The organism is Pseudolysinimonas sp., assembly GCF_044239695.1.
GTDB lineage: Bacteria > Actinomycetota > Actinomycetes > Actinomycetales > Microbacteriaceae > Pseudolysinimonas_A.
Genome location: NZ_JBIIAW010000001.1, coordinates 54,860 through 79,975 on the forward strand (window position 1 = coordinate 54,860; position 25,116 = coordinate 79,975).

Sequence of the window (25,116 nt, forward strand, 5' to 3'; positions counted from 1 at the left end):
CGGAACTCCTCGCAACAAGACGGGTGGGATGCGGGTTCAGCTTACGCGCAGCACCTCGTCGGCACGGGCGGCGGTCACGGCGACGAGTTCGGCGTTCGGGTCGTCGGAGCGTGCGACCCACGTCTCCGCCTCGGCGCGCGACTTGCCGAAGGCGATGTGCCGGGCGATCAGCCGCTCGCGCCGCACGGCGTCGTCGGGGGCGAGGAACACCACCCGGTCGAGCAGCGGTCGCACGCGTTCCCAGCCGTCGCGGTCGTGCAGCAGGTAGTTGCCCTCGACGAGAACGACCTGGATGTCGGCGCCGATCACGACCGCGCCGGGCACGGGTTCCTCGATCGCGCGGTCGAACCCGGGTGCGCGCACGACGCCCGGTCGCCGCAGGGCCTCCAGCGTCGCGACGAATCCGTCGACGTCGAACGTGTCGGGAGCGCCCATGCGGTCGCGGCGCCCGAGTCGCACCAGCTCGGCCTGCGGCAGGTGGAAGCCGTCCATCGGCAAGATCGCGGCGGTGGGCCCGAGGCGACTCCGTTCGGCGTCGGCGTACGTGCTCTTCCCCGCGCCCGGGGCGCCGGTGATGCCGAGAAGGGTGCGGGTCACGCCTGGAGGGCGGCGGCGATGCCGGCGGCCATCGCCGTGTATCCGGCGCGATCGGGATGGAAGCGGTCGGACGAGACGGAGACCCCGTCGAAGCCGGGGGCGAAGTCGACCTCGTGCTCGTCGGCGACGCGGGCGGCGATTCTCGTGAGGCCGGCCGCGTGGGCGCCGAGCGCCGTACGAAGCGGCCGGGGAAGAACCTCGAAGGCTTCGAACGCGGGCGGGGCGACGACGACGACCCGTCCCCTCGGGCTCGCCGCGACCAGCCGATCGATGAGCAGGCCGAGATCACGCGCGAAGGCCCGGCCGGAGCGGAGCTTCATCGCGTCGTTCCAGCCGACGACGACGACGGCGACGTCGGCCGGACCGCCCGCGGCGTCGTCGATGTGGTCGCGCAGCACGTCGGCGGCGGTGGCGCCGTTGCGTCCCACCGCCCGCCACCGCGCGCCGAGCAGCTTCCCGAGGCGTCCGGGCAGGGCGTCATCAAGACTGTCCGCTCCGGTGCCGACCGCGGTCGAGTCGCCGACGACCACGAGACGCAGCTTGCCCTTGCCGCCCGTGCGGTCGCCGTCGGGTGCCGCGAGCAGCGGGGTCGTGCGGCGCAGACGCGACGCCTGCGCGAGGATCACCGGGGCGAACAGGAGGGCGCGGGCGCGGCTCACGGAGCGACCTCCTCGGTCGGCGCGGGGGTCGCGGCTTCGGCCGGATCCCAGATCTCCCAGAGCGCGGCATCGAGCCCGAAGCGGTCGGCGGCGTGTCCGTTGCACATCACGGCGATCGTCGTCTCGCGGTCGGCGGAGATCGTGAAGGTCGAGGTGTACCCGCCGAATCGGCCGTTGTGGTTGAGGTCGCCGTCGACCTCGATGTCCATCCCGGCGGCGTAGAACTCGCCCGTGCCCTCGTCGGCGGCGCCGACCGCGAAATCGTCCTGGATGACGTCGCCGTCGCGGTACTGGTCGCCCCACCGCACGAGTTCCGCCGGCGTCGTGAAGATGCCGATCGCGCCGTAGGCGGTCCATCCGGGCGGCTGGAAGTTCTCGGCGTCGTCGTAGGAGAGCGCGACGTCGGGCGCGACGAGACTCGGCGCGAGCACCATGTCGAGTCCGAGCGGGGTGAAGATGCGCTCGTCGAGGAACTGCGGCAGCGGCATCCCGCTCACTCTCGCCACGACCTCGGCGAGCAGCACGTAGTTGGAGTTCGAGTACTCGTACCCGCTTCCGGCCGAGAGACGCGGTAGGCGCCGGATCGCCTGGAGGATCGTGCCGTGATCGGCGGGGTCGCTGAACCCGATCCCGTCGTCGTCGAGCACCGTCCAGTAGTCGGGAACGCGGGCCGTGTGATGCATGAGCGCGTCGAGGGTGACGGTGGTGCCCCACCGCGGCAGTCCGTCGACGTACGTCGAGACAGGGTCGCTCAGCGAGAGTGCGCCGTCGCGCTGGAGCATCAGGATCGCCGTCGCGGTGAACTGCTTCGACACCGACGCCATGTCGAACCGGGTGGCGGTCGTCACCGGCGTTCCCGCGGTCAGGTCGGCCAGACCCGTCGCCCCCGCCCACACCACGTCACCGCGGATGCCGACCGCCCCCGAGCATCCCGGGCGATCGTCGGCGATCAGCCGGGTGAGGGCGGCGTCGCTCTCCAGGGTGCGCTTGTCGATCGTCGTCGTCGAGTGGGCGCGCGGGCCGATCCCGAGCTGGGGCGGCGTCGCCGCGCAGCCGACGAGCACCAAAGCGGATGCCGCGATCACCGCTCCCGAGACCAGCCGCGACGAGTGCACCGCACCACGCTACCCGCGCATCGCCGAACGCGCAGGAGCCGAGTTCTCCTCCGAGCCCGCCCCTGTTGCCCTCGCGTTCACGCAACGCTCGTAACTTCGGCGCGTCCCGCACCACTAAAGCCGGACCGTCGTCCGGCCGTCGAAAGGTTGTTCATGAAGCTCTCCACCCGCCTCGCGAGCGTCGGCGCCACCGCCGTCCTGCTCGCCGGTCTCGCCGCCTGCTCGGCCACCCCGGCCGACACCGCCGACGAGGGCACGTTCGCCTCGGGCGACTCCAACGTGCTGGTGTTCGCCACCCTCCCCGACCACGAGGGCGCCGACCAGGACGCCCAGCCGATCGCCGACTGGATCGCCGAGTTCACCGGCAAGGAGGTCGAGTTCTTCCCGGCCACCGACTACACCGCGGTCGTGCAGGGTCTCGCCTCGGGTCAGATCGACATCGCGCAGATCTCCGCGTTCACGTACTACCAGTCGCAGGCCGCCGGTGCGGACATCGAGCCCATCGGTGCGCAGATCACCAAGGAGGGCGCCGAGCCCGGGTACTACTCCGTCGCGATCGCCAACCCGGCGTGGGACGGCTCGACGATCGAGGACTTCGCCGACGAGCCCGTCTGCTTCGTGAACCCCACGTCGACCTCGGGTCGCGCCATCCCGGCGTCGCAGCTCAAGGCCGCCGGCGTGACGGTCGCCGAGGAGAACGTGCTCGCCCCGGAGGGCGGCTCGCACGACCTCAACGCGGCGAAGGTCGCCGAGGGCACCGAGTGCCAGGTCGGCTTCGCGCAGGACATCGACGCCGACCCGCTGATCGACTCGGGTGCCCTCGTCGAGGTGGACCGCTACCTCGTCCCGGCCGCGCCGATCGTCATGCAGGCCGGCCTCCCGCAGGAGCTCAAGGACCTGCTGATCGCCGAGATCGCCGACAGCACCCAGTCGTCGCTCACCGACGCGGGCATCGAGCTGAACGAGTTCCTCACCGACGGCTGGTTCGGCTTCGGCCGGGTCGACGACGCGTACTACGACTCGATCCGCACCGTCTGCGAGGAGATCGCGGACGAGGTCGAGGCCTGCCAGGCCTGATCGAGCCCGTCGACTGAAGGACAACGACTCATGACGAACAGCGACACCCCCGCAGTCCGGATCACGGACCTCGACAAGACCTACCCGGGCGCGAAGTCCCCGGCACTGTCGGGGGTGTCGCTGGACGTCCAGCGCGGCGAGATCGTCGTCCTCCTCGGGCTCTCCGGTTCGGGCAAATCGACCCTCCTGCGCCACATCAACGGCCTCGAGACCCCGACCGCCGGTCGGGTCGAAACCCTCGGCCAGGATGTCGCGCAGCTCCGCGGGGCGGCGCTGCGCGGCCTCCGCGGACACATCGGCTTCATCTTCCAGCAGTTCGAGATCGTGGGGCCGCTCACGGTGCTCGAGAACGTGCTCACCGGCGCTCTCTCGACGCTCGCCGGCCCCCGAGTCGGCATCTGGACCTATCCCAAGGCACTGCGCCACAAAGCGCTCGAGCACCTCGAGCGCGTCGGCATCCTCGAGCGCGCCTATCAGCGCGCCGACACCCTCTCCGGCGGCCAGCAGCAGCGCGTCGCGATCGCGCGCGCGCTCATGCAGGACCCCGAGATCCTGCTCGCCGACGAGCCCGTCGCCTCGCTCGACCCGGAGTCGAGCTCCCAGGTGATGGCACTCATCCGCGAGATCGCGGCGGAGCGTTCGCTCACCGTGGTCTGCTCCCTTCACCAGGTCGAGCTGGCTCTCGGCTGGGGAGACCGGGTCGTCGGGCTGCGGGCCGGCGAGGTCGTTCTCGACACCTCGACCGACAACCTCTCCAAGGACAAGGTCATGGAGGTCTACGGTCGGGTGGCCACGACGACCGGGGAACTCGCGGCGATCGAGCAGGAACTCTCCGAGGTCCGCGACGCGCTCCTCAGCGAAGAGCTCCGCAACGGCAGCGCTCGGCCGGTGGACACCGACGCCGCCGAGGGCGAGCGACGATGACGCTGACCGCTCCGCCTCCCTCCGTCGCCGAGCGCATCGCCGCGGTTCCGCGCCCGCGGCCGCGCGCGTCGACGATCGTCAGCTACGTGACGATCGCCGCGATCGCGGTGCTCGGCGTCTGGTCGTTCATCGGACTCGACTACAGCCCCAAGAGCCTGGAGACGACCGCGAGCAACCTCGCCCGGTTCATCGGGTTGGCGACACCCCTGGAGTGGCCCGGCTGGGAGGTCAGCGGCGTCCGCGGCCCGGCCGGCACGACCTTCACGACCGAGTGGGTCGGCTTCGAGCCGATCTGGCACATGGTCGACATCATCGTCATCACCCTCGCGCTCACGATCGCCGGTACCGCCCTCGCCGCGGTGCTGTCGATCCCGGTGGCTTACGGCGCGGCACGCAACACCACGCCGCATCCGATCGTTCTCGCCGTCTGCCGGGGACTGGGCGTCGTGGCGCGCGCGATCCCGGATGCGGCGATCGCCGTCTTCCTGATCTTCCTGTGGTTCGGCGCGGGCATCCTGCCCGCCATCGTCGCGGTCGGTCTGCACTCGGTCGGGATGATCTCCAAGATGTTCGCCGACGCGATCGAGCAGATCGACGAGGGTCCGCGCACCGCCATCCGCTCCACCGGCGGGACGCGGGGACAGCAGTTCTGGTCGGGAGCGTTCCCGCAGGTGCTCCCCGCGTGGATCGCGATCGTGCTCCACCGCGCCGACATCAACCTGCGCGGCACCGTCATCCTCGGCTACGTCGGGGTGGCGGGCATCGGCGCCGAGTTGAGCGGCGCCCTGCACGCCGGACCGGCCGGGATGCGTCGGGTGATCCCGATCGTGCTCATCATCATCGCGCTCTGCGTCGTGTTCGAGATCGTCTCGTCGACCCTGCGGTCGAAGTTGCTCGGCGTGCGGCCCACCGGCACGGGGATCGGCGACCGGGTCGTGCGCAGGGTGATGCGCTCCACCGAGAAGACGACGCCCGCCGCGCTCGCGAGTGCTGATCGCGTGGATGCCGCGCTGCGCCGTCCGTGGGATCGCAGTCGCGTCAGCAACCTGGTCTGGATCTGGGTCGGCATCGGGGTCGTGATCGCGTCCTTCGCCTATCTGCAACCCGACCTGACCCGACTGGTCTCCGACTGGCGCTTCGACCAGGTGCAGAACGCCGACCTCGACCGTGCCGTGTGGCCGCCGACCTTCGGGGACCGCACGTGGGACTCGGTATTCGCCGCCGTGATGGTCACGGTTCAGGTCGCGTTCGCCGCGACCCTCATGGGAGCCGTCATCTCGCTCGTGATCGGCCCGCTCTCGGCCCGGAACGTCGCGCCGAACAGCGCCGTGCGCAACTTCTTCCGGGGGCTCGCCCTCGTCATCCGCGCCATCCCCGACCTGGTCGTCGCGATCCTGTTCATCATCGCGACGGGGTTCGGCCCCCAGGCTGCGGCGCTCGCCCTCGGAATCGGCGGGGTCGGGCTTCTCGCCAAACTCATCGGCGACTCGATGGAGGAGGTGCCGAACGGGCCCGAGCGCGCGCTCGCCGCGACCGGAGGAAGCCGCCCGCAGGTGTTCTTCGCCTCGACGGTGCCGATGTCGGTGCCCTCGACGGTCGGTCACCTCATGTACCTCCTGGAGCAGAACATCCGCGCGGCGACGGTGCTCGGCATCGTCGGCGGCGGGGGAATCGGCTTCCTGTTGCTCAACGCCCTCAACGGCCGTCACTTCGATCAGGTCATCGCGTTCCTGCTCGTGATCATCGTCATGGTCGTCGTCGTGGAGACCGCGGGCATCCTGATCAGACGCGCGCTGAGGTAGGCCGGATGTCGGGGGCGCAGCGGTTCGACCTCGCGGTCGTGGGGGCAGGTATCGTCGGGCTCGGCCACGCCGCCGCGGCGGTCGAGCGCGGCCTCCGGGTCGTCGTGATCGACCGCGCGACCGCGATCACCGGGGCGAGCGTGCGCAACTTCGGACAGATCGGCACGAGCGTGCACGCCGGACAGGCGAAGGTCTATGCCGAGCGGGCCCGGGAGAGCTGGCTCCAGCTCGCCGAGCGGGCCGGCTTCTGGCTCGCGCACACCGGAACCCTGATGGTCGCCCGCGCCGACGACGAGATGGCGCTGCTCGAGGAGGCAGGGCTCGGGGAGCTGCTGACCGCCACCCAGGTCGAGGAGCTGGCACCGGTCGTCGGGGTCGTCGGCGGCATGCACCGCGTCGGCGATCTGCAGGTCGATCCCCGCGAGGCCGCTCCGGCGATCGCGCGCTACCTCGCCGGACAGGGCGTCGAGTTCCGCTGGCGCACCTCGGCGATCGGGGCGACGTCCGGCATCCTCCACACCTCCCGGGGCGACGTCGCCGCCGAGGCGATCGTGTTCGCCGTCAACTTCGACGTCGACCAGCTCTTCCCCGCGATCGCCGAGCAGCACGGCGTGGAACGGTGCGGGCTCGACATGATGCTCGCCGACGGTGTGGGGCTGCGCATCCCGATCCTCACCGGCAGCTCGATGCTGCGCTACCAGGCCTTCGCGAACACTTCGGCGGCGGCCGCGGTGCGCGAGCGCTACGCCCGCGAAGAGCCGCTGCTCCTGGAACGCGACGTCAACCAGATGTACACCGAGCGCCCGGACGGCACGTTGCTCGTCGGCGACACCCACTACCGCGGCACGGCCATCTCTCCCTTCCAGGACGAAGAGGCCTTCGAGTTGCTCACCCGCCTCACGTCGGACCTCTTCGGTGCGCGGATCAGGATCCGCCAGCGCTGGCAGGGCGTGTACGCGACCGCGCCGGAGGATTTCCTGATCGCGACACCGGGAGACGGCATCCGCGTCGTCTCCGTCACCACCGGGATCGGGATGACGACGGGGCTCGGCCTCGCCGCGACCGTGATCGAGGACCTGTTCGGACCCTTCGAAGGAGAATCATGACCACGCCCTACGAACTCGTCGTGCTCGACCTGGCCGGCACCACCGTCGTCGACGACGGGATCGTCGAGGGGGCCTTCGCCCGTGCGTGGGATCGCGTGAAGCGCACCGACGAGGGGCGCAAGGCCGCGATCCAGTGGGTGCGCGACACGATGGGCCAGTCGAAGATCGAGGTGTTCCGCCACTTCGCCGACGAGGCGACGGCGCAGGACATCAACAAGGAGTTCGAGCGGGCGTATCGCGAGCTGATCGACGACGGCCAGTGCGTGCCGATCCCGGGCGCCGAGCAGACGATCCGCGACCTCAAGGCCCGGGGGCTCAAGATCGCGTTCACGACCGGCTTCGCGCCGTCGACGGCGAAGGCGATCCTCGGCTCGCTCGGCTGGTCGCAGTTGGCCGATGTCGTGCTCACCCCCGAGGATGCCGGCCGAGGACGTCCCGCCCCCGATCTCGTGCTGATGTCGGTGATCCGCACGCAGACCTCGTCGGTCGCGGCCACCGTCGTCGTCGGCGACACCGAGTCGGATGCCGCGAGCGGCAGGTCCGCGGGCGCCGGCCTGGTCGTCGGCGTGCTCACCGGGTCCCGCGACGAGGCCACCCTTCGCGCGGGCGGCGCCGACCTCGTGCTGGCGAGCGTCGCGGATCTCCCGGCGGCGTTGCCATGACCCTCTCGGCGCCGGCCTCGCTCGGCGTGCATGTGACGGGCTGCATGGAGGCGCAGGTCTTCCGCGGCGTCAACCTGCCGTTCGAACCGGTCGCGGTGCCGGAGCTGGTCCTCGCGCACGGCGAAGCGCTCGTCGCCGTCGAACTCGCCACCATCTGCGGTTCCGACGTGCACACCGTCACCGGGGCACGGTCGGGCCCCCTGCCGCTCGTGCTCGGACACGAACAGGTCGGCCGCGTCGTCGCGCTCGGCCCGGGGCGCGCCCCGCGCACGGTCGAGGGCACGGCGCTCGCGGTGGGGCAGCGCGTCGTCTGGGGCGTCGCCGTCGACTGCGGTCGCTGCCGGTACTGCCACGCCGGCTTCCCGCAGAAGTGCATCTCGCTGCAGAAGTACGGGCACGCACGGATGTCGCGGGGCTGGGAGCTCTCGGGCGGATTCGCGACGCACGTGCACCTGCGCGCGCGCACCCCGATCGTCGCGGTCGCCGAGGATGCCGTCGCCGAGCTGTTCGCGCCTGCCTCGTGCTCGACCGCGACCGTGATGGCGGCGCTGGATGCCGCCCGCGCCATCCGTCCGCTCGCCGGGTCGGTCGTCGCGATCTCCGGCTGCGGGATGCTCGGTCTGACCGCCGTGGCGGCCGCCGTGTCCGAGGGGGCCACGGTCGTCGCGACCGACCCCGATCGCGACCGCCGCGACGCCGCGCGGGAGTTCGGCGCGGCAGCGGTCGGCGACGGGACGGCCGACGGGCTCGCTCAGGCGCTGCGCCGGATCCCGGCCGGACGATCCGGGTACCACATCGCCCTCGAACTGTCCGGCGCGCCGTCGGCCGTGCAGTCGCTGCTCGCCGCCGGTGACCTCGGCGCGGTGCTCGTGCTCGTCGGCAGCGTGGCTCCGACGTCGACGGTGGCCGTGGATCCCGAGCAGGTCGTGCGCCGGCTCTTCACCATCCGCGGGGTGCACAACTACGCGCCGGCGCACCTCCTCCAGGCGGTCCGGTTCCTCGAGCGGCCGGAGTCGGCTGCCCTCGCGTCGCTCGTCGGAGACATCCATCCCCTGGACGGGATCGAGTCGGCGATGCGCCACGCCCGCGCCCACTCCGCGGTGCGCGTCGGCCTGCGTCCCGCCCCGACTCCGGTGCGTTCCGCCTAGGTCCGCTCCACGGGCACCTGGAGCTCGGTCAGCCAGTCCGGACCCGGCTCGTGGCCCTCCGCGTTCAGATACACCTCTCGCGACGGCCCCGAGATGCGGTAGCCGTCGGCGACGACCTTCTCCATCAGGTGCATCCACGACTCGCCCAGGCCGGTCATGTCGCCGCGGTGCAACAGCGTGGCCGCGGTCGGGACGCCGGGCAGCTCGACGACGTCATACCCGTCGCCCGCGACCGGCGGCGCTTCGGCGACGTACGACACATGCACGTCCAGGCCGTCGTCGTCGGCGTCGTCGTACCAGAACACGCCGGGCTCGATGAGCGGCCGACCGGCGGCGACGAGGGCGTCGTCGAGACGCCCGATGAGGGGCCCGATGACCGGGGAGACGTGCTCGGGTCCCATCCCCGGCGCGTGCCCGTGGGCGGCGTAGACGGTGAGCGGGTCGAGCGACTTGTAGACGACATCCGACATGGCGGTTCCTTCCAGGTGGCGGAGACGCCGCTCGATCCGGGCGAGGCGGGCGCGGTCGGCGACGAGGGATGCCTCCAGCTCGCTGCGGCGCTCGTGGAGCACCGCGCGCAGTCCGGCATCCGTGTCGTCATCGCGCCCGAGCGCGAGGATGCGGTCGAGCCCCACGCCGAGCTCCCGCAACTCCACGATCCGCAGCAGCGACGGCAACTGGTCGATCACGTAGAAGCGGTAGCCGGAGCGCGGGTCGACGCGCGCGGGCTCGAGCAGCCCGATCGCGTCGTAGTGCCGCAGCATCCGCACGCTCACCCGGGCCAGGGCGGCGAACTCTCCGATGGTGTACATGGTGGAGACCACGTTCGACCCTGACACAGTGTGAGGGTCAAGCGCTGCTGGTGACCCTGATCAGATTCGCCCACGGGTCGTCGAACTCCAGCGCCGCGCCGGTGTCGCGGGTCTGGTGCCCGTAGTGCGCGAGCCGCTCGCCGAGCTCGCCCAGGTCGTCCGCACCGGGAACGAGGATGTCGACGCGCCCGAGCCCCAGCGTCTGCTGTCGTCGCCCGGCGCCGCGGGAATTCCACACGTTCATCGCCATGTGGTGGTGGTAGCCGCCCGCTGAGACGAAGAGCGCCGACCCCGGGATCTCGATCGTGCGCGCGAAGCCGAGATGGTTCACGTAGAACTCGCGAGCCGACTCGACGTCGCCGACGGAGAGGTGCACGTGGCCGACCCGGGCATCTCCGTGCCCCGCGCCGGCGAGACCGTCCTCGGTGAGGTTCTCCTGCAGGAAGCGGTTCGGGTCGAGGGCGATCGTGCCCATCTCGATGCTGCCGTGCACCCAGCTCCACTCCGAGCGGTCGCGGTCCCAGTAGAGCTCGACGCCGTTGCCTTCGGGGTCGTCGAAGTAGAACGCCTTGCTCACCAGGTGGTCGCTCGACCCCGTGAAGGTGCCGGGGTGCTTCTGGGCGACCGAGTACACCGCGGCGGCGAGTGCCGCTTCCGAGTCGAACAGGATCGCGGTGTGGAAGAGTCCGGCCTCGCGAGGCCCCGCGTGCCGCAGGTCGGGCGAGTGCTCGAGCACGACGACGGCGCGGGCAGCGCGTCCGAGCACGACGCGCGGCCCCTCGGCGACGAGCAGGTCGAGGCCGACGGCATCCCGGTAGTACGCGGTCATCCCGTCGAGATCGGCGACGTTGAGCGTCACCGCACCCATCGCGGTGTCGTCGGCGAGCAGTTCGGAAGCGGTTGTCACGTCATCATCAACTTCCCGGCGGGTCGAGGGATTCCCGCTCAGAGGTCTCGCCCGTAGCACCGCGAGTGCACGGAGTCGCGGTAGTACCCGAAGCTCGCGATGGCCGCGTACCCCTCGCGTTCGTAGAACCGCATCGCGTCGGGCTGCTCCGTTCCCGTCTCGAGGACCAGGCGGTTCCAACCGCGGGAACGGGCCTCGTCCTCCAGTCGTCGCAGCACCGCGGTCGACACCCCGGTACCTCGCCGCGACGGGACCACGTACATCCTCTTCACCTCGCCGTGGGCGGGATCGAGCTGCCTCAGGCCGCCGCAGCCGACCGGCTCGTCACCGTCGTAGGCCACCAGGAAGACCGTGATGTCGTCCGCCGTCGGAGGCGGCCCGGGCTCGGAGTCGTCGACGCCGTAGCGCGCCGAGATCTCGGTCTTCTGCTCCACGCGCAGCCGAGCGCCCGCCGGGTCGTCCCAGGCGACGGCCCGCACCTCGATCACGGCTCGACGAGGAACCGGTCGACGAGCTCCCGATACCGGGCGGCCGTGCGCTCGACGATCTCGGCGGGCAGCTCGGGCGGGTCCCCCGTCTTGTCCCAGTTCGCCGCGAGCCAGTCGCGCACGATCTGCTTGTCGTAGCTCTCCAGGCGCCCGGGGCCCCCGGCCGCGTAGGTGGCGGCATCCCAGTAGCGGCTGGAGTCGCTCGTCAGCACCTCGTCGGCGAGCACGGCTTCGCCGGTCTGCGGGTCGCGGCCGAACTCGAACTTCGAGTCGGCGAGGAGGATGCCCCGCTCCGCCGCGATCGCCGAGGCGGTCATGAAGATCCGCAGGCTCGCGTCCCGCAGCATGACCGCATCCGCGTCGCCGACGATCTCGGCCATGCGCTCGAAGGTGATGTTCTCGTCGTGCTCGCCCATCGGCGCCTTGAAGGCGGGCGTGAAGATCGGCTCGGGCAGTTCGTCGCCCTCCTCGAGTCCGGCCGGCAGCGGCACGCCGCACACCGACTGCGTCACCCGGTACTCGGCCCAGCCCGATCCGGCGAGGTACCCGCGCACGACGCACTCGATGGGGAACATGTCGAGCGCGTGCACGATCATCGTGCGCGGAGCGATCTCGTCGGGCAGGTGCTCGCCGAGCGACGGATGCGCGGCCGCGAGGTGCGTCGGCTCGCCGAGCTTGCCGAACCACCACAGCGACAGTTGGGTGAGCAACGCGCCCTTCCCCGGGATCCCGGGCTCCAGGATGTGGTCGAAGGCGCTCACCCGGTCGGAGGTGACGACGAGCAGCCGCCCGGGATGCGAGCCCGACTCGTAGAGGTCGCGCACCTTGCCCGAGTAGAGGTGGTGCCAGCCGAGGGCTTCCAGCCGTGAATCCGCGACCGTCTTCACTGAGCCTTCTCCGTGATCATGAGACCCTCTCTGCGATGTCGTGCCGGTAGTGCCCACCCTCGAGATGGATGCCGGCCAGAGCGATGTAGGCGGCGGCCCGGGCGGCGGCGAACCCGTCACCGCGGGACACGACGCCGAGCACCCGCCCGCCGGTGGCGAGCATTCGGTCGCCGTCGCGGGCCGTCGCGGCGTGCGCGATCGTCACCCCCGACGGGAGGACGGCGTCGAGCCCGGTGATCTCCCGGCCGGTGATCGGCGACTCGGGATAACCCTCGCTGGCGAGCACGACGACGACGGCCGACTCGGGCGAGAACTCCGGGTCGGGCAGCCCTCCGAGCGAACCCGTTGCCGCGGCGAGCAGCAGCGTCGACAGCGGGGTGATGAGCCGCGGCAGCACGACCTGGGTCTCGGGATCGCCGAAGCGCGCGTTGAACTCGATGACGCGGATGCCGGCCGGCGTCAGCACGAGCCCGCAGTAGAGCAGGCCGACGAACGGTGTTCCCTCGGCCTCGAGGGTGCGGATCGTGGGCAGCGCGATGGTGCGGCGCACCTCGTCGACGAACGCGGCCTCCGAGCCGAAGTCGGCGTCGAGCCACGGCAGCGGCGAGTACGCGCCCATGCCGCCGGTGTTGGGTCCGGCATCCCCGTCGCCGACGCGCTTGTAGTCCTGCGCGGGGCTGAGCGGCAGCACGTCGTGCCCGTCGGCGAGGAAGAACAGCGACACCTCCGGCCCGCCGAGGAACTCCTCGATCAGCACCGGCCCCTGCGGGAGGTAGTGCTCGGCGTGGGCGAGGGCCGCATCCCGGTCGCTCGTCACGACGACGCCCTTGCCGGCGGCGAGCCCGTCGGCCTTGACCACGTGCGGCGCGCCGAGCTCGTCGAGCGCGGCGGCCACCTCGGCGAGGGTCGCGGCGTGCACCGAACGCCCCGTCGGCACCCCGGCGGTCTCCATGATGCGCTTGGCGAAGGTCTTCGAACCCTCGAGGGCGGCGGCCGCACGGTCGGGACCGAACACCGGGATGCGGCGGCGGCGCACCGCGTCGCCGACTCCCGCGACGAGCGGGGCTTCGGGGCCGATCACGACGAGGTCGACCCCCTCGGCCTCGGCGAAGTCGGCGACCGTGCGGCTCTCGGTGACGTCGAGGGAGATCGTGGTCACGCCCGGCTCGGCCGCGATCCCCGCGTTGCCGGGGGCGGCGATGAGCTCGTGCCCGGCGTCCTCGGCCAGGAGCGCGGTGACGATCGCGTGCTCGCGGGCACCGGAGCCGAGAACCAGGATGCGCACGCCCCTAGCGTAGTCAGACGTTTCGGGCACCCTCGGGGCAGGATGGGGGCATGCGTCGCCGTCTGATCGCCACCGCCCTCGTCCTCGGCGCGGCCGCCCTGCTGCCCGCGACGTCCGCGGCGGCGCAGGCCCCCGGATGCGAGGTCGGCACCGCCACGCTCGACTGGGGATTCAAGGAGTCGTTCCGCGCGTACATCGACGGCTCGATCGCGAACGGGGAGTGGACGGTCGCCGACGGCGCGACCTACGCGACGCCGTCGTTCGGATTCCCCTCGGACTCCGGGCGGATCGACCCGCGCGGGCCGAACGGGTCGATCGCCTTCACCGGCTCGGTACGCTTCACCGGGCACGGCGGCATCCTCGACACGACCGTCGCCAACCCGGTGCTGGTCATCCGGGCCGACGGTACCGGTGCGCTGCTGCTCGACGTCAGCGGACCGACGATGGAGGGCGACCAGGTCTCGGTCACCGAGGCGGCCTTCCTCGACGTCGACCTCGCCGGACAGGACCTCACCCCCGTCGACGGGATCGTGACGATCGACGCGGCCCCGACCACGCTGACCGTCGACGGCGCCGAGGCGTTCCCGAACTACGAGGCCGGCAGCGCCTTCGACCCGATCACCGTCACCGCCGACGTCGGGGACTGCGATCTGACCGGCCAGCCGATCGGCACCGACGTGGTCGAGGGGGATTCCGACGTCGCACTGGTTCCGGTCGTCGTGATCAGCGCCGCCGCGGTGGCCCTCGTCACCGGGGTGGTCATCGTGATCGCGCGGAGCCGGCGCACATGAGCGTGCGGCGGCGCATCGCCACGGCCGACGGCATCGCCGCGGTCGAAGCCGTGCTCGCCGGAGCCGACGCCCGCGCGACGGTCGCTCTGGCATCCCGATACCTGCTCGAGCAGCTCGCCGACGAGGCGGAGGGGCACACCGTCGAGGTGCGCGTGCCGCCGTTCGGAGCGGTGCAGGCCGTCGACGGACCCCGTCACACCCGCGGCACCCCGCCGAACGTCGTGGAGATGGATGCCGCCACCTGGATCGCGCTCGCCACCGGATCGCTGCACTGGGACGCGGCCGTTGCCGACCTCCGCGTCACGGCATCCGGCCAGCGCGCCTCGCTCGCCGACAATCTGCCGCTGCGGTGGGGGAGAATGGTCCCGTGAGCGAGTCCGAGGCCAGCATCCGTCGTGCCCCGAAGGTCGGCGTGTTCCTCGTGCTCGGCGCCGTGCTCGGAGCGCTCGTGACCCTCATCCTGACGAGCCTGTTCCGCGCCGACCCCACCGTCGGGTTCCTCGCGTCGTACGCCTACTTCTGCCTGTTCGGCATCCCGGCGGGCCTGTTCCTCGGCGCGCTCGTCGCGATCGTGCTCGACGTGATCTCGACCCGGCGGGCCCGCACCGTGACCGTGGCCCGCGACGAAGTCACCGACGGCGAGTAACCCGGGCGCGCCTAGCTGGCCTGGTTCGACTCGACCCAGGCCAGGTATTCGTCGCTGACGGTTCCGGTGATGTAGTCGCCGGTGAAGCACGACATCTCGAGCGCCTCGATGTCGGAGCCCTCGAGGATCGCCGCCTGCATGTCGGCGACCTCCTGGTAGATGAGGTAGTCGGCGCCGAGCGCCGTCGCGATCTCGGGGATCTTGCGTCCGGCGGCCACCAACTCGTGCCGCGACGGCATGTTGATGCCGTAGACGTGCGGGTAGCGCACCGGCGGCGCGGCCGAGGTGAACGTCACCGAGTTCGCGCCGGCCTGGCGGGCCATGTCGACGATCTCCTTGCTCGTCGTGCCGCGCACGATCGAGTCGTCGACGATGAGCACGTTCTTGTTCTTGAACTCGCTCGACATCGCATTCAGCTTCTGCTTGACGCTGCGGCGACGCTGCTCCTGCCCCGGCATGATGAAGGTGCGGCCGACGTAGCGGTTCTTGTAGAACCCCTCGCGGTACGGGATGCCGAGTTTCTGCGCCACCTGCATCGCCGCCGGGCGCGAGGAGTCGGGGATCGGCATGACGACGTCGATCGCCCCCGACGGGGTGTAGCGCTCGATCGTGTCGGCGAGCCGGTCGCCGAGCCGCAACCGGGCCTCGTAGACCGAGATGCCGTTCATGATCGAGTCGGGACGCGCGAGGTACACGTACTCGAACGAGCACGGGATGAGCACCGGATTCTTGGCGCACTGACGGCTGAACATCTCGCCGTCCCGGGTGATGAAGACCGCCTCGCCCGGCGCGACGTCGCGCACCAGCTCGTAGCCGTCGGCCTCGAGCACGAGCGACTCGCTCGCCACGATCCATTCGTAGCCGACGAGTCCCGCGGGTTTGCGCCCGAGCACCAGCGGGCGGATGCCGAAGGGATCCCGGAAGGCGAGCAACCCGTGACCGGCGATCAGCGCGATCGAGGCGTACGACCCCTCGACGCGTTCGTGCAGCGTCTCGATCGCATCGAAGACCTGATCCGGGTCGAGCGTCGTGCCGCGCACCTGCTGCTGGAGTTCGTGGGCCAGCACGTTCACGAGCAACTCGGTGTCGGAGTCGGTGTTGAGGTGCCGCCGGTCGATGCTGAACAGCGCCTGCTTCAGCTCCCGTGTGTTGGTGAGGTTGCCGTTGTGCACGAGCACGATGCCGTAGGGCGCGTTCACGTAGAACGGCTGCGACTCCTGCTCCTTGTTGGCGTCGCCGCGGGTCGTGTAGCGCACGTGGCCGAGGCCCATCGTGCCGAGCAGGCTGCGCATGTCGCGCGTGCGGTACGCCTCGCGCACCTGGCCGCGCGCGCGCTGGAGGTGGATCGTGCTGCCGTCGGCGGTCGCGATGCCGGTGGAATCCTGGCCGCGGTGCTGGAGCAGACTCAGCGCGTCGTAGACCTGTTGGTTGACCGGGTTCGCGGAGACGATGCCGACGATGCCGCACATGGTTTGCGGTGACTCCCGGAAGTTGAAACACGAGGTACCGGGCGGGTACGTCTCAGTGTCCCACAGGTGTCCGGATGGCGCTCAGGCGGACCGCGGCGTCAGTCCTCGACGGTGAGGAGGCGGTCGACGATCGGCTCGAGCGCGAGCGCGTAGGACGACTCGTCGTCGCGGAGCAGCTCGTCGACCGCGATCGCCTGCTCGCCGATCCACCAGATGCCCGCGGTGGTGAGCGGGAGGACTTCGATGCGCAGAAAGAACGGGCGGGGCTCGACACCGAGCGCGGCGCGTCGCTCGCGCACGACGGCGTCGAACGTTCCCGGGTAGCCCTGCTGGAAGCGCGCGATCTCACGATCGGCGTACGCCTCGTGCACGACGTCCGCCCACGTCCGGGCGTCGTCGAGATGCTTCCGGAGCGCGCGATCTCCGACCTCCTCGAAAGCCGGTGGCAGCGGCGGAAGGAATCGCGTCTTGTCCTGGTCGACGATGTCGATCCACCACCGTTGCCACCACCAGTTGGTGGTCTCGTCGGCCGGACCGGCGTCGGGCAGACCGGTCCCGAGAAGGCGCGGCAGCCCGCTCGGATCGATGACGCCGAGGGCATCCCGCAGGTAGAGGCCGACGAGCACCTCGCGCGACGCGTCCTGCGTCACGTTGATCTCGTCGCCGTAGGGGAGCCGCACCCGGTCAGGCTACGCCGTCCCGGTAGCCTGAATCCGTGTCCACCACCCCGACCGATCCGTATGCCGCCGCCGGAGTCGACACCCATGCGGGCGATCTCGCGGTCGAGCTGATGAAGTCGGCGGTCGGTCGCACGCAGGGCCCCGAAGTGCTGGGTGGGGTCGGCGGATTCGCCGGACTGTTCGACGTCTCGGCGCTGCTCGCCTACCGGCGTCCGCTGCTGGCGACCAGCACGGATGGCGTGGGCACGAAGATCGCGATCGCCCAGGCCCTCGACGTGCACGACACGATCGGGCAGGACCTCGTCGGTATGGTCGTCGACGACATCGTCGTGGTCGGCGCGAAACCGCTGTTCATGACCGACTACATCGCCTGCGGCAAGATCGTGCCCGACCGCATCGCCGCGATCGTCACCGGCATCGCCACCGCGTGCGCGGCCACCGGCACCGCTCTCGTCGGCGGCGAGACGGCCGAGCATCCCGGGCTCATCGCCGACGACGACTACGACGTCGCGGGAGCCGCCGTCGGCGCGGTCGAAGCGGATGACGTGCTCGGTCCCGAGAAGGTTCGGCACGGCGACGTGGTCGTCGCGATCGCGTCGAGCGGGTTGCACAGCAACGGCTTCTCGCTCGTGCGCAAGATCCTGCGCGACCGCGGCGTCGCGGTCACCGACGACGCCGCGGAGTTCGGCGGCACCGTCGGCGCGGCGCTGCTGGAGCCGACGCGCCTCTACACCTCGCCGCTGCTGCGCGTGATCGACGATCTGCCGTCGGCCGTGCACGCGCTCTCCCACGTCACCGGCGGAGGCCTGGCGGCCAACCTCGCGCGCGTGCTGCCCGCCGGGTCGTGGGTCGAGGTCGATCGCTCGACCTGGAGCCCGCAACCGGTGTTCCGCATCCTCGCCGACTGGGGCGCGCTCGCGCTGGACGACACGGAAGGCACCTGGAACCTCGGCGTCGGGTTCCTCGCCGTCGTCGCGCAGGAGGCGGCGAGTGGCGTCACCCACGCACTGACCGCCGCCGGGCTGCCCGCCTGGGTCGTCGGCCGGGTCACCGTCGGCACCCGCGACCTCGAGGGTTTCGTGCAGGGGGCGAAGGGCGTCGACGGCGGAGCCGTGCGGCTCGTCGGTTCGTACGCCGGTTAGCACGTTGCGCGCGACGCGTCACCCGCGTTGCACCCAGAAGTGACCTGACGGAGCGGCCGATCCCCGGCGGACCCGGCCGCCCTCTCGCGTCCGGGTGACTTAAGCTCACGTCGTGACCACGATCATCACCCGCACCGGGATCGCCGCCATCGCCCTCGCGCTGACCGTGTCGCTGGGAGGCTGCTTCGCCCCCGGCGGCGGCACGCCCGATCCCGTTCCCACCGAGACCACGTCGGTCGAGGCGGGGCTGGGCGTGCCGATCCGCGTCGTCCAGTCGGAGGGGGTCGGCGAACTCACGATCACGAACCCGACATGGTCCGAGGTCGAGCCAAGCGGCCTGCCGATCGATTCGGTCAAGGGCGGCTTCCTCGTCATGGATGCCACCTGGACGACGGTCGAAGGCACGACGAGCATGATCATCAACTACAACGTGGTCGAGAACGCCGACGGCGAAGGCGATCAGTACTTCTTCGTCAAGGACGCCTTCGCCGGCAACGATCTGCAGGTGGGCGACACGATCTCGGGCCAGCTCGCGTTCGACATCGGCCCCGGCCCGTACACCTTCATCGCCTACGACGACTTCGTCACCGACGTGATGGCGTCATTCCCCTTCGAGGCGGAGCCGCGGGAGGGCGTGCTCTGGAGCTGACGGTCAGTCGCCCGGTGTCCCGCGGCGGGCTCCGCGTCGCACCCGCCGGGCTTCGCGCCGCACCCGTCGCCGCGCCTCGCGAATGCTGCGTGGAGTGAGGCGCAGCACCGGCCAGCCGTGCTCCTGCGCGTGGTGGGCGAGCGCGGCATCCGGATTCACCACGACGGGGTTGCCCACCATCTCCAGCAGCGGGATGTCGTTGCGGCTGTCGGAGTAGGCCCAGCAGTCGGCGAGGTCGGCCTGGGCCGTCGCGGCGAGGTCGCGGGCGGCGTCGGCTTTGCGCTCCGCGTGCAGGGTGTGCCCGACGAGCCGCCCGGTGTAGACCCCGTCGATCGCCTCGACGACGGTGCCGAGGGCACCGGTCAGCCCGAGGTGCTTCGCCATCACGGTGCCGATCTCGACCGGGGTCGCCGAGACGAGCCAGACCTCATGGCCCTTCGCGATGTGATCCTGCGTGAGCCCGACGGTGTCGGGGTAGAGCCGCTTCTGGATGCGGTGCTCCCAGATGTGCTCGGCGAGCGCGTTGACGTCGGCGACCGCGAGCCCGCCGACGAGCCCGAGGGCGCGATCCCGGGCGCTGTCGAGGTGATCCTGGTTCTCGCCGACCGAGATGAACCGCCGCTGGTGCCAGGCGAACCGGGCGATCTCCGGGAAGCGGATGATCTTGCGCGCCCAGGCCTCCCGGCCGAGATGGAACAGGCTCGTGCCGCGCATCAGCGTGTTGTCGACGTCGAAGAACGCGATGATCGGGCGCTCGCTGGGAGCAGGGAGCTCGTGGACTCCGGTGGCGGTGTCGTCGATCGGCGACATCTCCTCGGGCATCCCCCGAGCTTAATGCCCGCCAGGAAACCGGCGGGTCGTATCGTGGGGGCGTGCCTGACGTCCTGCTGCTCGGCAAACCGGGATGCCACCTCTGCGACGACGCCCGGGCGATCGTCGCCGAGGTGCTGACCGAGTTCCCGCAGGTGTCGTTCGCCGAGAAGTCGATCCTGGACGACCCGGAGCTGCTCGACGCCTATGCCGAGGAGATCCCGGTCGTGCTGATCGACGGCCGAGTGCACACCATCTGGCGGGTCGACCCCGCCCGGCTCAGGAAGGCCCTGCAGTGATCCGTCATCTGGTGCTCTGGAAGCTCGCGACCGTCGACGCCGACGAGAAGGCCGCGACCGTCGCCGAGATGAGTGCGCGGTTCGGCGCTCTCGTGGCGATCATCGACGGCACGGAGCGGATCGACATCCGCGCCGACCTCGGCGAGACCGGCGGCAACTGGGATGTCGTGCTCGACGCCGACTACCGCGACCGCGCAGCGCTCGAGGCCTACCAGGTGCATCCCGCGCACGTCGAGGTCGCGGCCTTCGTGCGTTCGGTGGTGACGTCGCGATCGTGCATCGACTTCGAGGTCTGACCGGCTCTAGCCTGAGGGCAGGTCAGGGACGACCGAAGGGAAGCACGCCATGAAGTTCCAGATCGTCAAGGGCAAGAGCACCACGCAGCCGTACTTCTGGCGCATCGTCGCCTCGAACGGGCAGACCCTCGCGGTCAGCGAGAACTACACGCAGAAGTCGTCGGCGAAGAGCGCCGTCGAGTCGGTCATGAAGAACGCCGGCGGGGCGACGGTCGAAGATCTGACCTGACCGCTAGCGGTGCACGACGACTGAGCGCCCTGCCAGATCCTGCAGTCCGCGGTGACGCGGGCGGCTCGCGAGCACGACGAGCAGCACGATCCAGCCGGCGATCGGGATGAGCACCACGAGTCCGAAGAAGCCGCCGCCGGCAGCATCTTGCACCTCGTAGGGGAGTCGCGAGAGCAGCGTCGTCAGGAGGACCCCGACGGCGATCGGCGCGACGATCACGAGACTGCGCAGGACCGCGCGGCCGAACCCGATCGGGGCGCCGGAGTCGGCATCGACGACTCGGATGCCGAGGAGCGCCTTCGCGGGGGTGACCCCGCGGAGAGCGGTGAGCACGGTGTCGAGCAGCGCGGCGACGAGCGGCACGATCGGGATGGCCCAGAAGAGCTCCATCCCCCCGCTGCCGAGGCCGGCGAACACGACGACGATCACCACGAGCACCGTCGTGAACCCGTCGAGGAAGAACGCGAACGCGCGCAGGGCGGGGTGCGCGATGCGGGCGTCCGTCGGCGGATCCTCCGCGTAGGCCGGGCCGGCGGTCTCCGCGCCGGGGATCGGGGGCGGCGTGCCGAAGACGGCGAGCCCGTCGTCGGGGCTCTCCGAGTCGTCGCGCGCCGCCGGGTCGCTCACGGCAGCAGGCGGTTGGGTCCGCGGAACAGGTAGGTCACCTCGCGGATCGACGGCTGGTGCAGCAGCAGCATGATCACCCGCGACAGGCCCATGCCGAAGCCGCCATGCGGCGGGACGCCGTAGCGGAAGAAGTCGAGGTAGAACGAGAGCTCCTCGGGGTCGAGGCCCTTCTCCTTCGCCTGCTCGACGAGCACGTCGATGCGGTGCTCGCGCTGCGCTCCGGTCGAGATCTCGACGCCGTTGAAGATGAGGTCGTACGAGTTGGTGAGACCCGCATCCTCGTCGTGGCGACGGTGGTAGAACGGCCGGATGCTCGAGGCGTAGTCGGTGAGGAAGACGAACTCGTGGCCGTACTCCTCCTTCACGTAGGCGGCGATCTGACGCTCGCCCTCGGGGTCCATGTCGGCGTCGTTGCGGGGCACGGTGTAACCGCGCTTCGCGACGATCTCCTTCGCCTCGGCGAGCGGGATGCGGGGGAACGGGGTCGCGGGAACGGTCACCTCGATGCCGAACGCGGCTTCGATCTCGGCGCCGTGCTTCTGCTTGACGGCGGTGAGGCCGGCGACGAGCAGCTCCTCGTGCATCCGCATGACGTCCTCGTGCGAGTCGACCCACGAGATCTCGGCGTCGACCGAGATGAACTCGGTGGCGTGCCGCGACGTGAACGACGGGTCGGCGCGGAACGCCGGGGCCACCTCGAAGACCTTGCCGAAGCCGGCGGGCTGGGCCATCTGCTTGAAGAACTGCGGGCTCTGCGCGAGGTACGCCTTCGTCTCGAAGTAGTCGACCTCGAAGAGTTCGGCGCGGCTCTCCGACGCCGACGCCATCAGCTTCGGCGTGTGGATCTCGATGAACCCGTTGTCGACCCAGTAGGTGCGGAGGGCATGCAGGAAGGTGGTCTGCACGCGGAAGATGAGGTTCTGCTCGGGGCGGCGCAGGTCGAGGAAGCGCCAGTCGAGACGCTTGTCGATGCTGGAGTCGTCGGCGATCGGCGAGTCGAGGGCGGCGCCCACCACTTCGAGCGCGCCGATCTTCACCTCGAGGCCGCCGAGCTTGACCCGCTCGTCCTTCTTGAGCTCCCCCTCGACGCTGATGAACGACCCGGTGGTCAGGCTCGAGATCGCGTCGGTGATCGTCGGGTCGCCCTCGTCGCCCTCGCGCACGGCCGGGTTGACGAGCTGGGCGGCGCCCGACTCGTCGCGCAGGACGATGAACTGCACCTTCTTCTGATCCCGCACGGTGTCGACCCATCCGGCGACCCGGACGGGTCCTTCGGCGGCGGCGGCGAGGTCGGCGATCAGGGTACGAGAAGTCACGGGGCGAAAGTCTATCCGGGGGTCCTTCCCGCGCGGCGTTCGTTCAGCAGCGGGGCTCGTAAGCTCGACGGGTGCCCGCCGAGAGAGTTCACCTGGTGCGCCACGGTGAGGTCGAGAACCCCACCGGTGTGCTCTACGGCCGCATCGAGGGCTTCGGGCTCAGCCGGCGCGGCCACCGGATGGCGCAGCTCGCCGCCGAGTCGCTGGCCGGCCACGACATCCGCAGCGTCACCGCGAGCCCGCTGCAGCGCACGCAGGAGAGCGCCGCGCCGTGGATCGCGCAATCCGGTCTCGAGCTCGGGATCGACGAGCGGCTCATCGAGCCGACCAACGCCTTCGAGGGCATCAACATGCGCCGCGACCTCCCTCGGCGGCCCGACCTCTGGCGGCACCTGGTCAACCCGCAGAAGCCGTCGTGGGGAGAGCCTTTCCTCTCCGTGCAGGCGCGGATGCTGGCCGCCATCGAGGATTCCTGGGCGGCGGTCGACGGCGGCGAGGTCGTGCTGGTCAGCCATCAGATGCCGATCGTGATGGTCGCCCGCACGGTCGCCGGGTTGCCGCTCGCGCACAACCCGTCGAAGCGCCGCTGCGCCCTGTCGAGCATCACGACGCTCGAGCGGCGAGGGGATGCCTTCGTCGAGGTGTCGTACACGGAGCCCGCCGCCGCGCTGCTCGCCGACGCGATCGACACGGGGGCGGTGTGATGCGCCGCGTCATCCCGGTCGCGCTCGCCGGCATCCTGCTGCTCGCCGGCTGCACCTCACGGGACGGCATCGCGGGGCAGGACGGCGGCGGCTACATCTCCGGCGACGGCACCGTGCTCACCGTCCCGGCCGCCGACCGCACCGAGGTGCCCGCCTGGGGCGGCGAGACCGCCGACGGCGAGACCGTCGACAGCGCCGACCTCGACGGCGTCGTCGTGCTCAACTTCTGGTACGCGGGATGCCCGCCCTGCCGCGTCGAAGCCCCCGACCTCGAAGAGGTCTTCCAGGAGTTCGGCGACCGCATCACCTTCCTCGGCGTCAACGTGCGCGACTCCGCGGCCACGGCCAACTCGTTCGAGCGCGAGTTCGGGGTGAGCTACGACTCGATCCTCGACGTGTCGACGCGCGACGTGCTGAGCGCCTTCGCCGGCGAGGTGCCGCCCTCCGCGGTTCCGACGACGCTCGTACTCGACGCGCAGGGCCGGGTCGCCGCCCGCATCTCGGGGCAGCTGCCGAGTGCGACCACGCTCGCCGACATCGTCGACGACGTCCTGTCGGAGGACTGATGGGCGAGACGGTCGTCGACGGCGCCCTCTGGCTCGCCGTCCCCCTCGCGCTCGCCGCGGGACTGCTGTCGTTCCTGTCGCCGTGCGTGCTGCCACTGGTTCCCGGCTACCTCGGCTACGTGAGCGGCGTGGCGAGCGGGGCCGAGCGCCGCCGCAGCCGGATGGTGCTCGGCGCGCTGCTCTTCGTGCTCGGCTTCAGCCTCGTCTTCATCGCCGTCAACTTCCTCGGCGCCGTCGCCGGGCGGTTCTTCCTCGACTACGTCGACCTCCTGCAGCGCATCGGCGGCGCGATCGTCATCCTGCTCGGGCTCGCCTTCATCGGGCAGGTCACCTTCCTGCAGCGCACGATCAAGCCGTCGTGGCAGCCGCGCATGGGACTCGTCGGCGCCCCGCTGCTCGGCATCGTCTTCGCCCTCGGCTGGACGCCGTGCATCGGCCCCACGATGACGGCTGTCTTCGCGCTGTCGGGCTTCGACCCGGTGCGCGCGATCGTGCTCGCGTCGGTGTTCTGCCTCGGCCTCGGCATCCCGTTCGTGCTCGTCGCCCTCGGCTTCGGCTGGGTGAGCTCGTCGATGGCGTGGGCGAAGAAGCACGTGCGCGCGATCAACATCGTCGGCGGCATCCTGCTGATCGTCGTCGGGCTGCTGCTCGTGACCGGTATCTGGAACCTGCTGCTCAGCGACTTCATGGCGGTGATCTATGGCTTCCAGCCCGTCCTTTAGAAGCCGGCCCTCCGACGCGATCGACCAAGGGCTCGACGACACCGAACGCGTCGCCGAGAACCCGCGACTCGGCGCGATCGGCTTCGCCCGGTTCCTCTGGCGCACGCTGACGAGCATGCGCACGGCCCTCGTGCTGCTGCTCCTGCTGGCGCTCGCCGCCGTGCCGGGATCGCTCGTGCCGCAGCGCAGCTCCGACCCGAACGGCGTCTTCCAGTTCCAGGCCCGTGACCCCGAGGGCTTCAAGATCCTCGACTCGCTCGGGCTGTTCAGCACCTTCTCGTCGCCGTGGTTCTCGGCCATCTACCTGCTGCTGTTCATCTCGCTGATCGGCTGCATCATCCCGCGCACGAAGCACCACTTCGACGCCCTGCGCGCCCGCCCGCCGAAGACCCCGGCCCGACTCGCACGCCTCGTCGGCTTCACGTCGGTCGCGAGCACGGTGGATGCCGAGTCCGCCGTCGTCGAGGCGCGTCGCGTGCTGCGCTCGCAGGGCTACCGGGTGGAGCGCTACGGCGACTCGATCTCGGCCGAACGCGGCTACCTGCGCGAGACCGGCAACCTGATCTTCCACACCGCCCTCGTCGGGGTGCTCGCCGCGGTCGGCATCGGCGGGGCGTTCGGGTACACGGGGCAGCGGCTGCTGATCGAGGGGGAGCCGTTCACGAACGTGCTCGCCGACTACGACTCCTTCACCGGCGGCT

The 25,116-nt window shown here is 70.8% G+C and carries 31 protein-coding genes; 18 read left to right on the top strand and 13 right to left on the bottom strand.

What is annotated here, in order from left to right:
* Positions 1 to 36: 36 nt before the first annotated feature.
* The 3 genes from ACILQS_RS00280 to ACILQS_RS00290 are packed head-to-tail and all read right to left on the bottom strand — an operon-like array spanning position 37 to position 2,371.
* Complete coding sequence (locus ACILQS_RS00280) at positions 37 to 597, bottom strand: nucleoside/nucleotide kinase family protein (RefSeq protein ID WP_395638091.1); 561 nt, start codon at positions 595 to 597, stop codon at positions 37 to 39.
* Positions 594 to 1,256 carry an SGNH/GDSL hydrolase family protein gene (locus ACILQS_RS00285; protein WP_395638092.1) on the bottom strand — a complete coding sequence of 221 codons (663 nt, stop codon included), beginning with the start codon at positions 1,254 to 1,256 and terminating at the stop codon, positions 594 to 596. The genes ACILQS_RS00280 and ACILQS_RS00285 overlap by 4 nt, the downstream gene beginning before the upstream one ends.
* Complete coding sequence (locus tag ACILQS_RS00290) at positions 1,253 to 2,371, bottom strand: serine hydrolase domain-containing protein (RefSeq protein ID WP_395638093.1); 1,119 nt, start codon at positions 2,369 to 2,371, stop codon at positions 1,253 to 1,255. Before ACILQS_RS00290 ends, ACILQS_RS00285 begins: the two co-directional genes overlap by 4 nt.
* A gap of 153 nt (positions 2,372 to 2,524) precedes the next feature.
* Between ACILQS_RS00290 and ACILQS_RS00295 the strand changes: the two genes are divergently transcribed.
* The 6 genes from ACILQS_RS00295 to ACILQS_RS00320 are packed head-to-tail and all read left to right on the top strand — an operon-like array spanning position 2,525 to position 9,090.
* Complete coding sequence (locus ACILQS_RS00295) at positions 2,525 to 3,448, top strand: PhnD/SsuA/transferrin family substrate-binding protein (RefSeq protein ID WP_395638094.1); 924 nt, start codon at positions 2,525 to 2,527, stop codon at positions 3,446 to 3,448.
* A gap of 30 nt (positions 3,449 to 3,478) precedes the next feature.
* Positions 3,479 to 4,372 (top strand): phosphonate ABC transporter ATP-binding protein, encoded by an 894-nt coding sequence (gene phnC, locus ACILQS_RS00300; protein WP_395638095.1) that lies wholly within the window; start codon positions 3,479 to 3,481, stop codon positions 4,370 to 4,372.
* On the top strand, positions 4,369 to 6,174 hold the full coding sequence (locus ACILQS_RS00305) for a PhnE/PtxC family ABC transporter permease (protein WP_395638096.1): 1,806 nt from the start codon (positions 4,369 to 4,371) through the stop codon (positions 6,172 to 6,174). Before phnC ends, ACILQS_RS00305 begins: the two co-directional genes overlap by 4 nt.
* 5 nt (positions 6,175 to 6,179) lie before the next feature.
* On the top strand, positions 6,180 to 7,280 hold the full coding sequence (locus ACILQS_RS00310) for a TIGR03364 family FAD-dependent oxidoreductase (RefSeq protein ID WP_395638097.1): 1,101 nt from the start codon (positions 6,180 to 6,182) through the stop codon (positions 7,278 to 7,280).
* Positions 7,277 to 7,942: a phosphonatase-like hydrolase gene (locus ACILQS_RS00315; RefSeq protein WP_395638098.1), complete on the top strand. Its 666-nt coding sequence runs from the start codon at positions 7,277 to 7,279 to the stop codon at positions 7,940 to 7,942. The genes ACILQS_RS00310 and ACILQS_RS00315 overlap by 4 nt, the downstream gene beginning before the upstream one ends.
* The gene (locus ACILQS_RS00320) at positions 7,939 to 9,090 is read left to right on the top strand and encodes a zinc-binding dehydrogenase (protein ID WP_395638099.1); all 1,152 of its coding nucleotides are present in this window, start codon (positions 7,939 to 7,941) and stop codon (positions 9,088 to 9,090) included. The genes ACILQS_RS00315 and ACILQS_RS00320 overlap by 4 nt, the downstream gene beginning before the upstream one ends.
* On the opposite strand, the gene ACILQS_RS00325 is transcribed toward ACILQS_RS00320, so the two are convergent.
* The 5 genes from ACILQS_RS00325 to purD all read right to left on the bottom strand — a co-directional run bounded on the left by ACILQS_RS00325 (position 9,087) and on the right by purD (position 13,469).
* Complete coding sequence (locus ACILQS_RS00325) at positions 9,087 to 9,914, bottom strand: MerR family transcriptional regulator (RefSeq protein ID WP_395638100.1); 828 nt, start codon at positions 9,912 to 9,914, stop codon at positions 9,087 to 9,089. The two genes, ACILQS_RS00320 and ACILQS_RS00325, sit on opposite strands and share 4 nt — an antisense overlap.
* A gap of 25 nt (positions 9,915 to 9,939) precedes the next feature.
* Positions 9,940 to 10,770: a VOC family protein gene (locus ACILQS_RS00330; RefSeq protein WP_395638121.1), complete on the bottom strand. Its 831-nt coding sequence runs from the start codon at positions 10,768 to 10,770 to the stop codon at positions 9,940 to 9,942.
* A gap of 77 nt (positions 10,771 to 10,847) precedes the next feature.
* Positions 10,848 to 11,297, bottom strand: coding sequence for a GNAT family N-acetyltransferase (locus ACILQS_RS00335; protein WP_395638101.1), 450 nt, complete (start codon positions 11,295 to 11,297; stop codon positions 10,848 to 10,850).
* Positions 11,294 to 12,184, bottom strand: coding sequence for a phosphoribosylaminoimidazolesuccinocarboxamide synthase (locus ACILQS_RS00340; protein ID WP_395638102.1), 891 nt, complete (start codon positions 12,182 to 12,184; stop codon positions 11,294 to 11,296). Before ACILQS_RS00340 ends, ACILQS_RS00335 begins: the two co-directional genes overlap by 4 nt.
* Before the next feature lie 16 nt (positions 12,185 to 12,200).
* Positions 12,201 to 13,469: a phosphoribosylamine--glycine ligase gene (purD, locus tag ACILQS_RS00345; protein WP_395638103.1), complete on the bottom strand. Its 1,269-nt coding sequence runs from the start codon at positions 13,467 to 13,469 to the stop codon at positions 12,201 to 12,203.
* 50 nt (positions 13,470 to 13,519) lie between these two features.
* Between purD and ACILQS_RS00350 the strand changes: the two genes are divergently transcribed.
* Genes ACILQS_RS00350 through ACILQS_RS00360 form a run of 3 tightly spaced genes read left to right on the top strand, consistent with a single transcriptional unit; the run spans position 13,520 to position 14,906 of the window.
* Positions 13,520 to 14,260, top strand: a complete 741-nt coding sequence (locus ACILQS_RS00350; protein ID WP_395638104.1) for an HtaA domain-containing protein — start codon at positions 13,520 to 13,522, stop codon at positions 14,258 to 14,260.
* Complete coding sequence (locus tag ACILQS_RS00355) at positions 14,257 to 14,631, top strand: sterol carrier family protein (RefSeq protein WP_395638105.1); 375 nt, start codon at positions 14,257 to 14,259, stop codon at positions 14,629 to 14,631. Before ACILQS_RS00350 ends, ACILQS_RS00355 begins: the two co-directional genes overlap by 4 nt.
* A complete protein-coding gene (locus ACILQS_RS00360) occupies positions 14,628 to 14,906 on the top strand; it encodes a hypothetical protein (protein WP_395638106.1) in 279 nt (92 codons plus the stop codon). Before ACILQS_RS00355 ends, ACILQS_RS00360 begins: the two co-directional genes overlap by 4 nt.
* A gap of 11 nt (positions 14,907 to 14,917) precedes the next feature.
* On the opposite strand, the gene purF is transcribed toward ACILQS_RS00360, so the two are convergent.
* Positions 14,918 to 16,375: an amidophosphoribosyltransferase gene (gene purF, locus ACILQS_RS00365; RefSeq protein ID WP_395638107.1), complete on the bottom strand. Its 1,458-nt coding sequence runs from the start codon at positions 16,373 to 16,375 to the stop codon at positions 14,918 to 14,920.
* A gap of 98 nt (positions 16,376 to 16,473) precedes the next feature.
* The gene (locus tag ACILQS_RS00370) at positions 16,474 to 17,055 is read right to left on the bottom strand and encodes a hypothetical protein (protein WP_395638108.1); all 582 of its coding nucleotides are present in this window, start codon (positions 17,053 to 17,055) and stop codon (positions 16,474 to 16,476) included.
* 35 nt (positions 17,056 to 17,090) lie between these two features.
* On the opposite strand from ACILQS_RS00370, the gene purM reads away from it, so the two are divergent.
* Both purM and ACILQS_RS00380 read left to right on the top strand, forming a co-directional pair.
* Complete coding sequence (gene purM / locus ACILQS_RS00375) at positions 17,091 to 18,197, top strand: phosphoribosylformylglycinamidine cyclo-ligase (RefSeq protein WP_395638109.1); 1,107 nt, start codon at positions 17,091 to 17,093, stop codon at positions 18,195 to 18,197.
* A gap of 112 nt (positions 18,198 to 18,309) precedes the next feature.
* Positions 18,310 to 18,846, top strand: coding sequence for a hypothetical protein (locus ACILQS_RS00380; protein WP_395638110.1), 537 nt, complete (start codon positions 18,310 to 18,312; stop codon positions 18,844 to 18,846).
* A 3-nt stretch (positions 18,847 to 18,849) separates the two neighbouring features.
* Here the strand turns inward: ACILQS_RS00380 and ACILQS_RS00385 are convergent, their stop codons facing one another.
* Positions 18,850 to 19,668: an HAD family hydrolase gene (locus ACILQS_RS00385; RefSeq protein WP_395638111.1), complete on the bottom strand. Its 819-nt coding sequence runs from the start codon at positions 19,666 to 19,668 to the stop codon at positions 18,850 to 18,852.
* Positions 19,669 to 19,718: 50 nt separating this feature from the next.
* Between ACILQS_RS00385 and ACILQS_RS00390 the strand changes: the two genes are divergently transcribed.
* From ACILQS_RS00390 to ACILQS_RS00400, 3 genes are read left to right on the top strand one after another with little or no spacing between them, the layout of a single operon-like run.
* Positions 19,719 to 19,955, top strand: coding sequence for a glutaredoxin family protein (locus ACILQS_RS00390; protein WP_395638112.1), 237 nt, complete (start codon positions 19,719 to 19,721; stop codon positions 19,953 to 19,955).
* Complete coding sequence (locus tag ACILQS_RS00395) at positions 19,952 to 20,251, top strand: Dabb family protein (RefSeq protein WP_395638113.1); 300 nt, start codon at positions 19,952 to 19,954, stop codon at positions 20,249 to 20,251. The genes ACILQS_RS00390 and ACILQS_RS00395 overlap by 4 nt, the downstream gene beginning before the upstream one ends.
* Before the next feature lie 49 nt (positions 20,252 to 20,300).
* Complete coding sequence (locus ACILQS_RS00400) at positions 20,301 to 20,480, top strand: YegP family protein (protein ID WP_395638114.1); 180 nt, start codon at positions 20,301 to 20,303, stop codon at positions 20,478 to 20,480.
* Between the two features lie 3 nt (positions 20,481 to 20,483).
* On the opposite strand, the gene ACILQS_RS00405 is transcribed toward ACILQS_RS00400, so the two are convergent.
* Both ACILQS_RS00405 and aspS read right to left on the bottom strand, forming a co-directional pair.
* The gene (locus tag ACILQS_RS00405; protein ID WP_395638115.1) at positions 20,484 to 21,107 is read right to left on the bottom strand and encodes an RDD family protein; all 624 of its coding nucleotides are present in this window, start codon (positions 21,105 to 21,107) and stop codon (positions 20,484 to 20,486) included.
* A complete protein-coding gene (aspS, locus tag ACILQS_RS00410; RefSeq protein ID WP_395638116.1) occupies positions 21,104 to 22,423 on the bottom strand; it encodes an aspartate--tRNA(Asn) ligase in 1,320 nt (439 codons plus the stop codon). The genes ACILQS_RS00405 and aspS overlap by 4 nt, the downstream gene beginning before the upstream one ends.
* A 71-nt stretch (positions 22,424 to 22,494) precedes the next feature.
* On the opposite strand from aspS, the gene ACILQS_RS00415 reads away from it, so the two are divergent.
* From ACILQS_RS00415 to ACILQS_RS00430, 4 genes are all read left to right on the top strand, one after another.
* The gene (locus ACILQS_RS00415) at positions 22,495 to 23,127 is read left to right on the top strand and encodes a histidine phosphatase family protein (protein ID WP_395638117.1); all 633 of its coding nucleotides are present in this window, start codon (positions 22,495 to 22,497) and stop codon (positions 23,125 to 23,127) included.
* Positions 23,127 to 23,693, top strand: a complete 567-nt coding sequence (locus ACILQS_RS00420) for a TlpA family protein disulfide reductase (protein ID WP_395638118.1) — start codon at positions 23,127 to 23,129, stop codon at positions 23,691 to 23,693. Before ACILQS_RS00415 ends, ACILQS_RS00420 begins: the two co-directional genes overlap by 1 nt.
* Complete coding sequence (locus ACILQS_RS00425; RefSeq protein ID WP_395638119.1) at positions 23,693 to 24,415, top strand: cytochrome c biogenesis CcdA family protein; 723 nt, start codon at positions 23,693 to 23,695, stop codon at positions 24,413 to 24,415. The genes ACILQS_RS00420 and ACILQS_RS00425 overlap by 1 nt, the downstream gene beginning before the upstream one ends.
* Positions 24,393 to 25,116 (top strand): cytochrome c biogenesis protein ResB (locus ACILQS_RS00430; protein ID WP_395638120.1); only part of this gene is annotated, 724 nt, incomplete at its 3' end. The genes ACILQS_RS00425 and ACILQS_RS00430, both read left to right, overlap by 23 nt.

Excerpts from the sequence above, each read along its gene's own strand:
- ACILQS_RS00295 (WP_395638094.1), top strand. The coding sequence starts at position 2,525 with ATGAAGCTCTCCACCCGCCTCGCGAGCGTCGGCGCCACCGCCGTCCTG.
- phnC (WP_395638095.1), top strand. The coding sequence starts at position 3,479 with ATGACGAACAGCGACACCCCCGCAGTCCGGATCACGGACCTCGACAAG.
- ACILQS_RS00305 (WP_395638096.1), top strand. The coding sequence starts at position 4,369 with ATGACGCTGACCGCTCCGCCTCCCTCCGTCGCCGAGCGCATCGCCGCG.
- ACILQS_RS00310 (WP_395638097.1), top strand. The coding sequence starts at position 6,180 with ATGTCGGGGGCGCAGCGGTTCGACCTCGCGGTCGTGGGGGCAGGTATC.
- ACILQS_RS00315 (WP_395638098.1), top strand. The coding sequence starts at position 7,277 with ATGACCACGCCCTACGAACTCGTCGTGCTCGACCTGGCCGGCACCACC.
- ACILQS_RS00320 (WP_395638099.1), top strand. The coding sequence starts at position 7,939 with ATGACCCTCTCGGCGCCGGCCTCGCTCGGCGTGCATGTGACGGGCTGC.
- ACILQS_RS00330 (WP_395638121.1), bottom strand. The coding sequence starts at position 10,770 with ATGGGTGCGGTGACGCTCAACGTCGCCGATCTCGACGGGATGACCGCG.
- ACILQS_RS00350 (WP_395638104.1), top strand. The coding sequence starts at position 13,520 with ATGCGTCGCCGTCTGATCGCCACCGCCCTCGTCCTCGGCGCGGCCGCC.
- ACILQS_RS00355 (WP_395638105.1), top strand. The coding sequence starts at position 14,257 with ATGAGCGTGCGGCGGCGCATCGCCACGGCCGACGGCATCGCCGCGGTC.
- purF (WP_395638107.1), bottom strand. The coding sequence starts at position 16,375 with ATGTGCGGCATCGTCGGCATCGTCTCCGCGAACCCGGTCAACCAACAG.
- ACILQS_RS00385 (WP_395638111.1), bottom strand. The coding sequence starts at position 19,668 with ATGCCCGAGGAGATGTCGCCGATCGACGACACCGCCACCGGAGTCCAC.
- ACILQS_RS00400 (WP_395638114.1), top strand. The coding sequence starts at position 20,301 with ATGAAGTTCCAGATCGTCAAGGGCAAGAGCACCACGCAGCCGTACTTC.
- ACILQS_RS00420 (WP_395638118.1), top strand. The coding sequence starts at position 23,127 with ATGCGCCGCGTCATCCCGGTCGCGCTCGCCGGCATCCTGCTGCTCGCC.
- ACILQS_RS00425 (WP_395638119.1), top strand. The coding sequence starts at position 23,693 with ATGGGCGAGACGGTCGTCGACGGCGCCCTCTGGCTCGCCGTCCCCCTC.